The organism is Acidisoma sp. C75, assembly GCF_054665095.1.
The window spans coordinates 60,397-74,487 of record NZ_BAAFHD010000006.1 but is presented as its reverse complement, the minus strand read 5'-3'; the positions used below and the strand labels follow the sequence as shown (position 1 = coordinate 74,487).

Here is a 14,091-nt window from a genome sequence, read left to right as displayed (position 1 = left end):
GAGAGGATCACCGCCGACCATGGCTGACTTCAACACGGCGCTCCGCCGCTTCATCGGCAATACGCTCTACGAGACCTTCGAGCATCTCATCATGCTCATCCTCACCCTCGTCGTGGTCGTGCTGATCGCCTTCGCCACCTGGCATCTCGTGCTCGCGACCCTGGTGCTCATCGCCGCCGGGCAGCTCGATCCCGCCAATCCCGCGGTCTATCCGGCGATCTTCGGCATGTTCTTCACCGTGTTGATTGGCCTCGAATTCAAACGCTCCTTCCTCATCGTCACCTCAAGCCAGGCGAGCATCGTCCGCATCCGCTCGATCATCCTCATCGGCATGCTGGCGACCTTGCGGAAGTTCATCATCCTCGACCTCAAGGAGATCAACGTCGCCGAGACCATCGCCGTCGCCTCCTCGGTCCTGGCGCTCGGCATCGTCTATTGGCTGGTGCGGGATCAGGATCGGCGTACGGTGGATGAGAGCAGAGCCGCCAGCCCCCGTGCAGAGGCACCGCGCGCAGAAGCCCACCGAGAGGGCGCGCTGCGTGGGCAAGCGCCCGGCGCCGAGGGGTTGGGCGGCCCCGCCCCGCATGGCTGAGGCAGCGAAGCCCGAGGGCGGCGCACCGCCGCCAGCCCCGGCATTCGCGGCGCGGCTTGCCCTCGGCCTCGCCATCACCGCCGGCTTCGCCGATGCCTTCGGCTATCTGCGGCTCAAGGGCCTGCTGACCTCCCATGTCACCGGCAATCTCGCCTTCATGGCGGTGGGTATCGCGCGGGGCGATCCGCATATCCTGATGAAGTTCCTGGCGGTTCCCATCTTCGTGCTCTGGGTCGGGCTTGCGAGCCTTGTGATTGGCGGCCGCGGGCGCGCACCGCAGGCGGCGCTGGCGCGGGGGCTCGCGCTCGAAATCGTTTTCCTCTGCCTCGCCTCGGCCGCACTCCTGGCGATGCCCCCTGCCCGCGGACCGGACGATCTCTCGGCCGTCATCCTCGGCACGCTGATGCTCGGTGCCATGGGGACGCAGAACGCGCTGATGAGGGTCGCCCTGCCCAGCCTGCCCTCCACCACGGCGATGACGACCAATATCTCGGAGGCCACGGTCCGCTGGGTGAGCGGCTTCCTGCTGCCGGTTGCGGAGCGCGCGCCGGCTGCGGCACAGGCCCGCGCCCTCGGCATGCGCCGGGCCGCCATCACGGTCGGCGCCTTCGCCGGCGGCGCGGTGCTGGGCGCGGCCGCCGCCCTCACCTTGGGCGGCTTCGGCCTCGCCCCGCCCATCCTCCTCCTCGCCCTGCTGCGCGCCCTTGTCTCCCTGCCCGGGCCGGGGCAGGCTTCGGCCGCTTGAAGCCCGATCGGGGCGATCCCCTCCGCCCCGGCGCCGCGGGTGGCCGCCACCCCGACGGAACCAGGAAGGAAACCACCATGCTACGCTTTATCGATCCCGTGCTCTCTCCCGATCTCCTGGCAACGCTCCGCGAAATGGGCCATGGCGACGAAATCGCCATCGTCGATGCCAATTTCCCGGCCGAGACCATGGGCCAGCGGACCCTGCGCGCCGATGGCGTGCCCGCCACCGCGCTGACCGAAGCGGTGCTCAAGCTCATGCCGCTCGATGAATTCGTCGAGCAGTCGGCCTTCGTCATGCAGCAGGTGCATGACCCCGCGAACCTCGCCCCGATCGCCGTGGAGTTCGAGGCGCAGGTGAAGAAATATTCCAACGGGCGCTTCGGCGTCGAGCAGGTTGAACGCTTCGCCTTCTATGAGCGGGCGAAATCCTGCTACGCCGTGGTGCAGACGGGCGAGCGCCGCCTCTACGGCTGCATTATCCTGAAGAAGGGCGTGCTGCACCCCGAAGAAGGCTGAGCGCGCCAGGTGAGGGGCGGCGAATCGCCCCGCCGCCACCCTTTTGCCGCAATGCGGCATCCTGCGGCCCGCAGCGAAGCGTGACATGCGATTTCCGCCATGCGCCGATTTGGCCGGCTAACCCCCGGCGGCACCATGCTTTTCCCGCGCTGCCGGCGCTGCCCTCGCGCGATGTTTCGCGAAGAAGCAAAATGTTGTTAGTGAAACCGACAACCGCCTTGCGCTAGGCTCGGAGTTGCCGACCTGCCGGATACCCTCCGCCTTACGGCGGATGCGGCCCCAGGCAGCAAACTCGCCGATTGGCTGGAGAAAGCGCGCATGGATCGACCAGACGACATCTTCTCTTTACACGCCGCCCTGCGGGACCAGACGCGCGAAAGAGAGATGAGCCTGGCGGACTATCTGAGGGCCTGCCGGGAAGATCCGCTGTGCTATGCAAGCCCGGCGGAGCGGATGCTGCGCGCGATCGGCGAGCCCGAACTCGTCGATACCTCGCGCGATCCGCGGCTCGGCCGCATCTTCCTCAACCGTACCTTGCGGATCTATCCCGCCTTCTCGGATTTCCACGGCATGGAAGAGACCATCGAGCGGATCGTCGGCTTCTTCCGCCACGCCGCCCAAGGGCTCGAGGAGCGCAAGCAGGTCCTCTACCTGCTGGGGCCGGTGGGCGGCGGCAAATCCTCGCTCGGCGAGCGGCTCAAGATGCTGATGGAACGCGAGCCGATCTATGTGCTGAAGGCGGGCGATCAGTTGAGCCCGGTTTTCGAAAGCCCGCTCGGCCTCTTCGATCCCGAGAGCATGGGGCCGATGCTGGCGGAGGAATTCGGCATTCCGCGTCGTGTGCTCACCGGTATCGCGAGCCCCTGGGCGCTGAAGCGGCTGGAGGAATGGGATGGCGATCTGCAGCGCTTCCGCGTGGTCAAGCTCTACCCGTCTCGCCGCAAGCAGATCGCCGTCGCCAAGACCGAGCCGGGGGACGATAACAATCAGGATATCTCCGCCCTCGTCGGCAAGGTCGATATCCGCAAGCTCGAAACCTATAGCCAGAACGACCCGGACGCCTATGGCTTCTCGGGCGGCCTCAACCGCGCGAACCAGGGGATTCTCGAATTCGTCGAGATGTTCAAGGCGCCGATCAAGATGCTGCATCCGCTGCTGACGGCGACGCAGGAAGGCAACTACGTCGGCACCGAGAATATCGGCGCGATCCCCTTCCAGGGCATCATCCTCGCCCATTCGAACGAGGCGGAGTGGCAGAGTTTCCGCAACAACCGCACCAACGAAGCCTTTCTCGATCGCGTCTCGGTGGTCAAGGTGCCTTACTGCCTCCGGGTGACGGAGGAGAGCAAGATCTACGAGAAGCTCATCCAGGGCTCGGCACTGGCGGAAGCGCCTTGCGCGCCGCATACGCTCGAAATGCTGGCACGCTTCGCGGTCCTGTCCCGGCTCAAGCCGCATGCGAATTCCCGGCCCTTCGCCAAGATGCGCGTCTATGACGGCGAGAATATCCGCGAGACCGACCCCAAGGTCAAAACCATGCAGGAGTATAAGGACGCCGCCGGGGTGGATGAAGGGATGGACGGCATCTCGACCCGCTTCGCCTTCAAGGTGCTGTCCGAGACCTTCAACTATTCCTCGGCCGAGGTCGGGGCCGATCCGGTGCATCTGATGTATGTGCTGGAACAAGCGATCCGGCGCGAGCAGTTCCCGCCCGAGATCGAAGCGGGCTATCTCGCCGCCATCAAGGACGAGCTCGCCTCCCGCTACGCCGAGTTCATCGGCAACGAGATCCAGAAGGCCTATCTGGAGAGCTATGGCGATTACGGCCAGAACCTGTTCGACCGCTACCTCGACTATGCCGATGCCTGGATCGAGGATCAGGATTTCAAAGACCCCGATACAGGGCAGATGCTCAACCGCGAACTGCTCAACGCGGAACTCACCAAGATCGAAAAGCCGGCGGGCATCGCCAATCCGAAGGATTTCCGCAACGAGGTGGTGAAATTCGCGCTGCGCACCCGGGCGGCCAATGGCGGCCGCAATCCCTCCTGGACCTCCTATGAGAAGATCCGTGAGGTGATCGAGAAGCGCATGTTCAGCCAGGTCGAGGATCTGCTGCCGGTCATCAGCTTCGGTTCCAAGAAGGATCAGGATACGGAACGAAAGCATAATGATTTCGTGAGCCGCATGGTCAGCCGCGGCTATACGGAGCGGCAGGTGCGCCGGCTCGTGGAATGGTACATGCGCGTCAAGCAGTCAGCCTGAGGGACGCTCTTGGAGATCATCGACCGCCGCCGCAACCCCCACGGCAAGAATCTCGAAAACCGTCAGCGCGTCTTGAAGAGAGCCCGGGCGGCGGTGGCCCGGGCGGCACGGGCGGCGATCGACCAAGGCACCCTGCGCCAGGCGGCGAACGAGCAGACGGTGACCATCCCGTCCGACAGCCTGCACGAACCGAGCTTCCATAGCGTCTTCTCGCGCGGCAAGCGGAGCTTCATCTTCTCGGGCAACAAGGAATTCTCAGTGGGGGACCGCATCAAGCGGCCGCCCGCGGCGGATCGGCAGGGCGGCGGCCCGGGCGAGGCGGGCTCGGGTGGCGATTCTGAGGACGGCTTCCGCTTCGTCCTGACCCGGGACGAATTTCTCGACCTTTTTTTCGACGATCTCGAACTACCCGATCTGGTCAAGAATCAGATCGTGACGACCGAGACCATGGCGCCCCAGCGCGCCGGCCTCTCGACCGATGGAGCGCCGGCGCAGATCGACATGGCGCGCAGCATGCGCCAGTCCATGGCACGGCGCATCGGCCTCAAGCGGCCGAAATCGGAAGAGATCCTTGCGCTCGAAGCAGAGATTGCCGCGCTCGAAAAATCCCGCGCCGATGCCGAGAGGCTGTGGCGCGCGCGGGCGGAACTCGAAACCGCCCTGCTCCGCCAGCGGCGGATTCCCTGGATCGATCCGGTCGATCTCCGCTACCGCCGCTTCACCCAGGTGCCCAAACCCTCGGCGCGCGCGGTGATGTTCTGCCTCATGGATGTCTCGGGCTCGATGTCCGAGCCAATGAAGGATCTCGCCAAGCGCTTCTTCCTCCTCCTGCACGTCTTTCTCGAACGCCGCTACAAGCATGTCGATCTCGTCTTCATCCGCCATACCGAGACGGCGGAGGAGGTGGATGAGGAACGCTTCTTCACCGATCCGCGGACCGGCGGCACCGTCGTCTCTTCCGCGCTCACCGAGTTTCTCCGCGTGCAGCGCGAACGCTATTCGCCGGACAGTTGGAACATCTACGTGGCGCAGGCGTCCGACGGGGACAATTCCGGCAGCGACACGCTGAAGTCGGTCTCCATGCTGGAGGCCGAGATCCTGCCGATCGTGCAGTATTTCGCCTATATCGAGGTCGGCTCGATGGCGATCATCCGCGGCGAGACGGACCTTTGGCGCGGCTACCAGCCGCTCTCCGCCCGCAATCCGCGCCTCGCCATGAGCCGGGTTTCCGATGCCCGGGATATCTTCTCCGTCTTCCGCCAGCTTTTCGCGCGAAAGGCCAATGCGTGACAGATCGCCCCCTGCTCTTCGAGGGATCGGACTGGGATTTCCCGACCATCCAGCGCAGCTACGATGCGATCGAGCGGATTGCCTGCGAGGAACTCGGCCTCGAGGTCTATCCCAACCGCATCGAGATCATCACCGCTGAGCAGATGCTCGATGTCTATACCGCCCACGGCATGCCGCTCACCTACCGGCACTGGTCCTACGGCAAGCGGTTCATGCAGCATGAGGCGAGCTATCGCCGCGGCTATTCGAGCCTCGCCTACGAGGTGGTGATCAATTCCAACCCCTGCATCAGCTATCTGATGGAGGAGAATACGGCGACGATGCAGGCCCTCGTCATCGCCCATGCCGCCTTCGGCCATAACCACTTCTTCCGCAACAACCACCTCTTCCAGCAATGGACCGAGGCTTCCGCGATCCTCGACTATCTCGAATTCGCGCGCGGCTACATCGCCTCCTGCGAGGATCAGCACGGGGTTGCCGCGGTGGAGCGGGTGCTCGATGCGGCGCACGCGCTCTCTCGCCACGGGGTGCATCGGCATGGCGGCGCGCGCCCGCTCAACCTCAAGCTCGACCAGAAGCGCGAGCGGGAGCGGCGGGAGCATGACGAGCGGGTGTTCGATGATCTCTGGCGCACGGTGCCGGGCGGCAAGCCCCGCCATGTCGCCGATACCATGGCCGAGCGGCGGCGGCGGCTCGGCCTGCCGGAAGAGAACCTGCTCTATTTCGTCGAGAAGATGGCCCCCCGGCTGCAGTCCTGGCAGCGCGAGGTTATCCGCATCGTCCGCCTCATCGCGCAGTATTTCTATCCGCAGCCGCAGGCCAAGGTGATGAACGAGGGCTGCGCAACCTGGGTGCATCAGCGCATCATGACGCGCCTGCACGAGACCGGGCAGATCACCGATGCCTCCTTCATGGAGGTGCTGCATTCCACCAGCAACGTCATCATGCAGCCGGGCTTCGATCATCCGGCCGGCGGCCCCGGCTTCAACCCCTATGCGCTGGGCTACGCGATGATGCGCGATATCGAGCGCATCTGCACCGAGCCCACCGCCGAGGATCGCGCCTGGTTCCCCGATTTCGCGGGAAATGGCGATCCGCTCGGCACGCTGCGTTATTCTTGGGCGAATTTCCGGGACGAGAGCTTCATCCTGCAATTCCTCTCGCCCGCCGTCATCCGCCAGTTCCGCATGTTCCAGCTGCTGGACGATACCAACGATCCCGATCTCGTGGTCGATGCCATCCATGACGAGGCGGGCTATCGCGCCATCCGCCGCAGCCTCGCCGCATCCTACGATCCGGCGGCGCATGATCCGGACGTGCAGATCGTCGATGTCGATCTCGCGGGTGATCGGCGGCTGCTGCTCCAGCATCGCACGCGCTCCGGCGCGCTGCTCGCCCAGCGCGATGCGGAGGCGACGCTCCGTCATCTCGCCGCGCTCTGGGGCTATGAGGTGCGGCTGCTCGAAGTGGATAGCGAGAGCGAGGCGGTGCTCGCCACCTATTCGGCAACCCCACCGCCCGGCTGATGGCGGGGCGGCGCTCTACCGTCGCGATCACGGGCGCGTGGCCTGATGCGGCGCGGCTCTTGCCGGATGCCAACCCCAACCCAGCTTGGTTACGAACACGTCACCTCGCGGGGAATCGTCATGCGCCTCTTGCTCATCATCCTGATCATCCTGCTGCTCTTCGGCGGCGGCTATGGCTTCGTCGGCGGCGGCTTCGGCGGGCCCTATGCCTATCCGCTCGGCGGCGGCCTTGGCCTCGTCCTCATCATCATCATCTTGCTCCTCGTTCTTTAGCGGCCTGCCTTGAGCGCCGGCCGGGCCGATCCCGCTTGACGGGCCACGGCCCGGCGGCGCACAGGGAGAGGGCGCGGGAGAGCCCGCCCCTCACCGGGCGGCACCGAAGGAGCAACCGCCCCGGAAACTCTCAGGTAGCCAGGACCGCGCTGGTTTTTTGACTCTGGAAAGTGGGACTTGTCCCACGCCGAAGGTGTAAGCCTCTCGCCCGAGGGTCGGGCGAGGCGCGAAGCTCTCAGGCCAATGACAGAGGGGGCCCGCACGCCGCCATATGCGGCAAGGAGCCTGCCCTATGTCTGCCGCTACCCCCACCGCATCCCAATCGCGGGTTGCCGTCATCGGCGCCGGCATTACCGGCATCACCACCGCCTATTGCCTGCTGCGCCAGGGCTTCGCGGTGAGCGTCTTCGATCGGCTGCCCTATGCGGCGATGGAAACCTCCTTCGCCAATGGCGGCCAGCTCTCGGCTTCCAATGCCGAAGTCTGGAACAGCTGGGCGACCATCCTCAAGGGTATCAAGTGGATGTTCACGCCCGGAGCGCCGCTGCTCGTCCACCCCGCGCCCTCCTGGCACAAGCTCTCCTGGATGGCGGCCTTCGTCGCCAATATCCCGCGCTATGAGGAAAACACCGTCACCACCGCGCGGCTCGCCATCGCCGCGCGCGCTCATCTGCTCGGCATGGCCGAGGCAGAGGGCATCGCGTTTGACTGCGAAAAGCGCGGCATCCTGCATTTCTACGCGACGAAGCGGGAATTCGAAGCGGCGGGCCGTGTCTCCGCCCTGCTCGCGCAGGCCGGGCTGGAACGCCAGGCAGTCACGCCATCGGAGATCCGGGGGATCGAGCCGGCGCTCTCCGGCGATATCTATGGCGGCTGGTACACGCCCTCGGATTTCACCGGCGATATCCATAAATTCACCCATCAGCTGGCGGCCGCCTGCGCGCGGCGGGGAGCGGCGCTGCATTTCGGCATGGCGGTGGAAGGGCTGCGGCCCGATGCGGCTGGCGTCACGCTGCGCCTCGCCCCGGCGGAGGCGCGGGGCGCCGGGGCGGAGAGCGTGCGCTTCGATCAGGTCGTCATCTGCAGCGGCGTGCGCTCCCGCCAGCTTGCCGCGATGGCGGGGGACAGGCTCAACATCTATCCGGTGAAGGGCTATTCGATCACGGTCGATCTCTCGGACCCCGCGGACCAGGCGCGCGCGCCCTGGGTCAGCCTGCTCGACGACCGGGCCAAGATCGTGACGAGCCGGCTCGGCCCCAGCCGCTTCCGGGTGGCCGGCACGGCGGAATTCGCGGGCGAGAATAAGGACATCAAGGCCGCCCGCATCCGCCCGCTGATCGCCTGGTGCCACGCGCATTTCCCGGGGATGAGCACGCGGCAATCGGTCCCTTGGGCTGGGCTGCGCCCGATGCGGCCCGACATGATGCCGGTGGTGCGGCAGGGGCACCATCCGCGCGTCTTCTACAATACCGGCCATGGCCATCTCGGCTGGACGCTCTCCGCGGCGACGGCGGAGAAGGTGGCGCTTCTGATGGCGGGCCAAGCCCGGCCGGTCTGAGCCGGCGGGGCTGATCAGCCCGGCACGCCCTTGCTGGTCGAATATTCGAAATGCAGGGCCTCGCCCGGATGTACGATGGGGTGGATGGCATGGGCCGCCATCGCCCCTTCGGCGAAGCCTTGCAGAATGAGCTTGAGCTTGCCGGGATAGGTCGCGATATCGCCGATCGCGAAGATCCCGGGCGTGCTCGTCTCGCAGGTCGCGGCCGTCACCGGCAGGTGGTGCCGCTCCAGCGCCAGGCCCCATTCGGCGATCGGGCCGAGATCCATCGCCAGCCCGAAGAAAGGCAGCAGCACATCCGCCGGCAGCACCCGCTGCTCGCCCTGCAAGGTCGCCACCACGACGCCGGACAGCCGGCCAGCTTCCCCTTCCAGCCCATGCAGCTGGTAGGGGATCACGAGGTCGATCGCGCCGGCCGCCGCCATCTCGTCCAGCCGCGCGGCCATCTCGGGCGCGGCGCGGAATTTCGGCCGGCGATGCACGAGGCTGATCGAGGCGGCGATGCCATTGAGCGCGATCGCCCAATCCACCGCCGAATCGCCGCCCCCCGCGATGACCACCCGCTTGCCGCGGAATTCCTCCCGCCGGCGGACGTAATACTGCACCCCGCCGCTCGCCTCGTACGCCGCGAGACCGTCAAGCGGCGGGCGGTTGGGCCCGAAGGCGCCAGCGCCGGCGGCGATGATCACCGCCCGCGCGGCGATCCGGTCGCCCTTATCGGTCGTCAGCGTGAAGGCGCCGCTCTCGCCCGCAAGCCCGCTCACCCGCCGGCCCAGCAAGCGCGGCGCGGCGAAGGGCGCGATCTGCGCTTCCAGCCGCGCGATGAGGTCGGTCGCTTCGATCGCCGGATGGGCCGGAATGTCGTAGATCGGCTTCTCGGGATAGAGCGCCGCGCATTGCCCGCCCACCTCGTCCAGCGCGTCGATCAGCAGGCAGCGCATCTTCAGCATGCCGCATTCGAACACGGCGAAGAGCCCGGCCGGGCCCGCGCCTATGATCGCCACGTCGGTTTCCAGCGTCTCGGCCATTGCGTCTCCGCTCCTCGCTCGGCAAGGCCCGCTAATAGGCGCTGGCCTTCCGGTCCGTCCAGCCTTCGGGCATGCTCGGCCGATGACGCCGCCCGCCGCCACCCTGAGCCTCACCCTGCCGAGCCTGGCCGAGACCGAGGCGCTCGGCCGCCGCATCGCGCGCCTGCTGGGCCCGGGCGATTGCCTGCTGCTTTCGGGCCCGCTCGGGGCCGGCAAAAGCGCGCTCGCCCGCGCCACGATCCGCACACTCGCCGAGGATCCGGCGCTCGAAGTGCCGAGCCCAAGCTTCACCCTCGTGCAAAGCTACGAGACGCCACGCGGGCTCGTGCATCACTACGATCTCTGGCGAATCGAGGCGGCGGCCGATCTCGCCGAACTCGGCCTTGAAGATGCCTTCGCGGAGATCACGCTGATCGAATGGCCGGATCGTCTCGGCACGCTGGCGCCCGCGCCCGGCGGCCGCACGCTTGCCATCAGCCTGGACCCGGCCGCCGATGGCAGCCGCCGCGTGACGCTCACCGGCTGGCCGGATCGGCAGGAGCGGCTTAAAGAGCGGGCATGACCGCGCCCCGCCCTGCCATGCCAGACCAGCCCCGCGCCACGCCGCGCTTCGCCATGCTCCTGGCAGCCGGGCTCGGCACCCGCATGCGGCCCTTGACTGCCGGAACCGCCAAGCCCCTGCTCCCTATCCGCGGCCGCGCCCTCATCGACCATGCGCTCGACCGGCTGGAGGAAGCGGGGGTCGAACAGGTGGTGGTCAATACCCATTGGCAGGCGGAGAAGGTCGCGGCCCATCTCGCGGCGCGGCGCGGCGGGCTGCGCATTACCCTCCGCCCCGAGCCGGCGCTGCTCGATACCGGCGGGGCGGTCGCCGCCGCCCTCGCCGAAGGGCTGCTCGGCGATGCGCCCTTCTACGTCGTCAACGGTGACGCCTTCTGGCTGGATGGGCCGACGCCGATGCTCGCGCGTCTGGCCGGCGCCATGCCGGCCGGGGCGGAGGCCGCGGCGACCCTTCTCTTCTACCGCACCGTATTGGTGCCGGGCGCCGTGGGCCGCGGAGATTTCGCGCTTGATAGCTGGGGCGTGCCCCGCCGGCCGGAGGAGCATGAGCATGTGCCCTATCTCTATGCCGGGGTGCAGATCGCCGCGCCCGCCCTGTTTCAGGATGCGCCGGGCGGCGCCTTCAGCTTCAACCGGCTGTGGGACCGGGCGATCGCCGCCGGCCGGCTCCGTGCCATCGTGCATGACGGGGTCTGGTTCCATCTCTCCACCCCGCCCGATCTCGCCACCGCCGAGATCGAGCTTCGCGCCCATAGCGCAGGGGAGCGGCGGTGAGGCTCGGCCTCTGGACCGTCCCTTTCAGCACGCCCTTTCTCGACGCGCTGGCCGCCCGCTGGCTTGCGCTCCACGGCGCCGATCCGCTGGCGGAAGGCCTCATCCTGCTGCCGACACGGCGAGCGGCGCGCGCGCTTGGCGAAGCCTTCCTGCGCGCGACCGATGGGCGGCCGCTGCTGCTTCCCCGCATCGCCGCCATCGGCGCGCCGGACGAAGCGCCCCTCTTGCTCGGGCCGAACCCGCTCGCCCTGCCGCCGGCCATGCCGGAGGCGGAGCGGCTCTCTACCCTCTGCCAGCTCATCCTGGCGCTGGAGGCGGCAAGCGGCGGCCCGCGCCCCAATCTCGATGCCGGGTGGCGGCTGGCGCGGGAACTCGCGGCGCTGATGGACGAGGCGGCGCGCGCCGAGGTCGATCTCTCGACCGCGCTGAAGGCGAGCGTCCCGGCGGAGCTTGCCATGCACTGGCAAAAGACGCTGACCTTCCTTGCGATCGCGACCGAGCAATGGCCGCGCATCCTGGCCGAGCGAGGCTTGATGGATCCGGCCGCCCGGCAGGTACGGCTGCTGCACGCCCTGGCCGATAGCTGGCAGGCGCGGGCGCCAGCTTATCCGGTGTGGATCGCCGGCCTCACCGCCGCGCGGCCGGCGCTCGTCCGCCTCGCCCATGCGGTCGCCCGCATGGCGCAGGGCGCCGTCATCTTCCAAGGGCTCGACCAGGCGATGCCGGAGGCGGCCTGGGCGGCGCTCCGCCCCGGCCATCCACAGATGGCTCTGCAGCGCCTGCTCGCTGGCATCGGCGGCCGGCGGGAGGAGGTCGCGGCACTGCCCGGCGCGGCGGCCGCCTCGCCGCGGGAAGGCTTGCTGAACCGAGCGCTGCTGCCGGCGGAAGCCCTCAGCCTCTGGCGGGAAGCGCCGCCGGCCGATCTATCCGACCTCTATCGCCTGCCGGCAGCCGACCAGCAGGAGGAGGCGCTGGCCATCGCCCTCATCCTCCGCGATGTGCTGGAACGCCCCGGGGCGCGGGGCGTGCTGGTAACGCCGGATCGGGCACTCGCCACCCGGGTGGTGGCCGAACTCGGCCGCTTCGGCGTCATTGCCGACGACAGCGCCGGCGAACCCCTGGCGGAGACGCCGCATGCCGTGCTGCTCCGCCTCATCGCCCAGGCGGTGGCGGAGCGTCTCGCCCCGGTGCCGCTGCTCGCGCTGCTGAAACACCCTTTCGCCGCCTGCGGCCTCTCACCCGCCGCCTGCCGCGCCGCCGCCCGCCTGCTGGAACGCTATTGCCTGCGCGGGCCGCGCCCGGCCCCCGGTCTCCTCGGCCTGCGCCAGGCGGCGGATTTCGCCCGCCATCCGGTGCCCGATACGGTGCCCGATCTGCTCAACCGGCTGGAAGCGGCGCTCGCCCCGCTGCTCGCCACCATGTCCGGCCATGCCCGCCAGCCGCCCGGCGTCCTGGTCGAGGCGCTGATCGCCGCCGCCGAGGCCTTCGCCAGTACCGATCGCAGCCCCGGCGCGGAGCGCTTGTGGTCGGGCGAGGAGGGGGAGATGCTGGCGGCGGTGCTGAGCGAACTCCGCCCTGCCCTGGCCGCGTTGCCGGACATGTCGCCCGCCGGCCTGCCCGGCCTGCTCGATGCCGTGCTGGAGGGCAAGCTCGTCCATTCCCGCCGCGCGCTGCGGGGGCGGGCGGAAGAGGAGATCATCCACCCGCGCATCTTCATCTGGGGCCTGCTCGAAGCGCGCCTGCAGGCGGCCGATCTACTCGTGCTCGGCGGCCTCGTGGAGGGTGCCTGGCCGCCCGCGCCCGATCCCGGCCCCTGGCTCAGCCGCCGCATGCGGGCGGAAGCCGGGCTGCCCTCGCCCGAGGAGGTGATCGGCCAGGCGGCGCATGATTTCCTGGGCGCGGTCTCCGCCGGTGCCACCATTATCCTCAGTCATCCTCGCCGGCAGGCCGGGGCGCCCGCCGTGCCGGCCCGCTGGCTCAAGCGGCTGGAAGCGATGCTCGCCGGGCAGAACCTGGCCCTGCCCGTGCACCCCGCCCTCGGCTGGGCCGCGCGGATCGACCAGCCCGCCGGCCCGCCGGCACCGGCACCACCACCCGCGCCGCGGCCCGCCGTCGCCCTCCGCCCGCGCCGGCTTTCGATTACCGAAATTGAGACCTGGCTCGCCGATCCTTACGCAATCTATGCCCGCCACATTCTTCGGCTGCCGGAACTCGACCCGCTCGACCAGGCGACAGACGCGGCCGATTTCGGGCGGCTGGTGCATGCCGGGATGCAGATTTTCCTGGCCGAGGCCGGAGCCGCCTGGGGGCCGCACTCGCCCGCCCGGCTGCGCATCGCGATGGAGCGCGCGCTCGCCGCCGCCCGGCTCCGGCCGGCGCTGGCGCAATGGTGGCGGCCACGCCTGATCCGCATCGCCGACTGGATCGCCGAGGCCGAAGCCGCGCGCCGCCCCGGCCTCGCGCTGACCGCGATCGGCGCCGAGGTTGCCGGGCGCTGGGAACTCGCCGCCCCCGGCGGCCCCTTCCTGCTCACCGGCCGGGCCGACCGGATCGAGCGGCGGGCCGATGGCAGCCTTGGCATCATCGATTACAAGACCGGGGCGGTGCCGGCCGATGCCAAGGTCAAGGACGGGCATGCGCCGCAGCTGCCGTTGGAAGCCGCGATGGCGGCCCGCGGCGGCTTCGGTGAGGCTTTCGAGGGGCCGACGGCGGAACTCAGCTACTGGCGGCTGAAAGGCGGGGGCGAGCCGGGCAAGATCGTCCTCCTGGTGCCCGACGCGGCCGAGCGCGCCGCCCTCATCGCCCGCTCGGCGGATGCGCTTGCCGCCCTCGTCGCCGCCTTCGACGATCCGGGCCGCCCCTATCTCGCCCGCCCGCATCCGGGCCGCGCGGCGCGTGAGAGCGCCTATGCCCGCCTCGCCCGCATGGCGGAATGGGCCGGCGCGATGGAAGAAAGCTGAG

General features: G+C 68.6%; 12 protein-coding genes and 1 riboswitch. Of the genes, 11 read left to right on the top strand and 1 reads right to left on the bottom strand.

Going from position 1 to position 14,091, the window contains the following annotated elements:
- The first annotated feature begins 19 nt into the window (after positions 1–19).
- From ACYQ7X_RS09580 to ACYQ7X_RS09545, 8 genes are all read left to right on the top strand, one after another.
- Positions 20–592 (top strand): phosphate-starvation-inducible PsiE family protein, encoded by a 573-nt coding sequence (locus tag ACYQ7X_RS09580; RefSeq protein WP_459696773.1) that lies wholly within the window; start codon positions 20–22, stop codon positions 590–592.
- Positions 585–1,337 (top strand): YoaK family protein, encoded by a 753-nt coding sequence (locus tag ACYQ7X_RS09575; RefSeq protein ID WP_459696772.1) that lies wholly within the window; start codon positions 585–587, stop codon positions 1,335–1,337. Before ACYQ7X_RS09580 ends, ACYQ7X_RS09575 begins: the two co-directional genes overlap by 8 nt.
- Positions 1,338–1,414: 77 nt before the next feature.
- Complete coding sequence (locus tag ACYQ7X_RS09570) at positions 1,415–1,855, top strand: RbsD/FucU family protein (RefSeq protein ID WP_459696771.1); 441 nt, start codon at positions 1,415–1,417, stop codon at positions 1,853–1,855.
- 318 nt (positions 1,856–2,173) lie between these two features.
- Positions 2,174–4,120, top strand: a complete 1,947-nt coding sequence (locus ACYQ7X_RS09565; RefSeq protein WP_459696770.1) for a PrkA family serine protein kinase — start codon at positions 2,174–2,176, stop codon at positions 4,118–4,120.
- Positions 4,121–4,129: 9 nt separating this feature from the next.
- Positions 4,130–5,410 carry a YeaH/YhbH family protein gene (locus ACYQ7X_RS09560; protein ID WP_459696769.1) on the top strand — a complete coding sequence of 427 codons (1,281 nt, stop codon included), beginning with the start codon at positions 4,130–4,132 and terminating at the stop codon, positions 5,408–5,410.
- Complete coding sequence (locus ACYQ7X_RS09555) at positions 5,407–6,936, top strand: SpoVR family protein (RefSeq protein WP_459696768.1); 1,530 nt, start codon at positions 5,407–5,409, stop codon at positions 6,934–6,936. Before ACYQ7X_RS09560 ends, ACYQ7X_RS09555 begins: the two co-directional genes overlap by 4 nt.
- Positions 6,937–7,056: 120 nt before the next feature.
- Positions 7,057–7,209 carry a DUF3309 domain-containing protein gene (locus tag ACYQ7X_RS09550; protein WP_459696767.1) on the top strand — a complete coding sequence of 51 codons (153 nt, stop codon included), beginning with the start codon at positions 7,057–7,059 and terminating at the stop codon, positions 7,207–7,209.
- A 64-nt stretch (positions 7,210–7,273) separates the two neighbouring features.
- Positions 7,274–7,366, top strand: a riboswitch (glycine riboswitch).
- A 135-nt stretch (positions 7,367–7,501) separates the two neighbouring features.
- Positions 7,502–8,767: a D-amino acid dehydrogenase gene (locus ACYQ7X_RS09545; RefSeq protein WP_459696765.1), complete on the top strand. Its 1,266-nt coding sequence runs from the start codon at positions 7,502–7,504 to the stop codon at positions 8,765–8,767.
- 14 nt (positions 8,768–8,781) lie between these two features.
- Here the strand turns inward: ACYQ7X_RS09545 and ACYQ7X_RS09540 are convergent, their stop codons facing one another.
- Entirely contained in the window at positions 8,782–9,795 is a 1,014-nt protein-coding gene (locus ACYQ7X_RS09540; RefSeq protein ID WP_459696764.1) for an NAD(P)/FAD-dependent oxidoreductase, read from the bottom strand.
- Between the two features lie 82 nt (positions 9,796–9,877).
- On the opposite strand from ACYQ7X_RS09540, the gene tsaE reads away from it, so the two are divergent.
- From tsaE to addB, 3 genes are read left to right on the top strand one after another with little or no spacing between them, the layout of a single operon-like run.
- Positions 9,878–10,357 (top strand): tRNA (adenosine(37)-N6)-threonylcarbamoyltransferase complex ATPase subunit type 1 TsaE, encoded by a 480-nt coding sequence (gene tsaE, locus ACYQ7X_RS09535; protein WP_459696763.1) that lies wholly within the window; start codon positions 9,878–9,880, stop codon positions 10,355–10,357.
- On the top strand, positions 10,354–11,130 hold the full coding sequence (locus tag ACYQ7X_RS09530) for a nucleotidyltransferase family protein (protein ID WP_459696762.1): 777 nt from the start codon (positions 10,354–10,356) through the stop codon (positions 11,128–11,130). The genes tsaE and ACYQ7X_RS09530 overlap by 4 nt, the downstream gene beginning before the upstream one ends.
- A complete protein-coding gene (gene addB / locus ACYQ7X_RS09525) occupies positions 11,127–14,090 on the top strand; it encodes a double-strand break repair protein AddB (protein WP_459696761.1) in 2,964 nt (987 codons plus the stop codon). Before ACYQ7X_RS09530 ends, addB begins: the two co-directional genes overlap by 4 nt.
- The last annotated feature ends 1 nt before the right edge of the window (position 14,091 follow it).

Excerpts from the sequence above, each read along its gene's own strand:
- ACYQ7X_RS09545 (WP_459696765.1), top strand. The coding sequence starts at position 7,502 with ATGTCTGCCGCTACCCCCACCGCATCCCAATCGCGGGTTGCCGTCATC.
- ACYQ7X_RS09570 (WP_459696771.1), top strand. The coding sequence starts at position 1,415 with ATGCTACGCTTTATCGATCCCGTGCTCTCTCCCGATCTCCTGGCAACG.
- ACYQ7X_RS09540 (WP_459696764.1), bottom strand. The coding sequence starts at position 9,795 with ATGGCCGAGACGCTGGAAACCGACGTGGCGATCATAGGCGCGGGCCCG.
- ACYQ7X_RS09530 (WP_459696762.1), top strand. The coding sequence starts at position 10,354 with ATGACCGCGCCCCGCCCTGCCATGCCAGACCAGCCCCGCGCCACGCCG.
- ACYQ7X_RS09550 (WP_459696767.1), top strand. The coding sequence starts at position 7,057 with ATGCGCCTCTTGCTCATCATCCTGATCATCCTGCTGCTCTTCGGCGGC.
- tsaE (WP_459696763.1), top strand. The coding sequence starts at position 9,878 with ATGACGCCGCCCGCCGCCACCCTGAGCCTCACCCTGCCGAGCCTGGCC.
- ACYQ7X_RS09565 (WP_459696770.1), top strand. The coding sequence starts at position 2,174 with ATGGATCGACCAGACGACATCTTCTCTTTACACGCCGCCCTGCGGGAC.
- ACYQ7X_RS09580 (WP_459696773.1), top strand. The coding sequence starts at position 20 with ATGGCTGACTTCAACACGGCGCTCCGCCGCTTCATCGGCAATACGCTC.
- ACYQ7X_RS09575 (WP_459696772.1), top strand. The coding sequence starts at position 585 with ATGGCTGAGGCAGCGAAGCCCGAGGGCGGCGCACCGCCGCCAGCCCCG.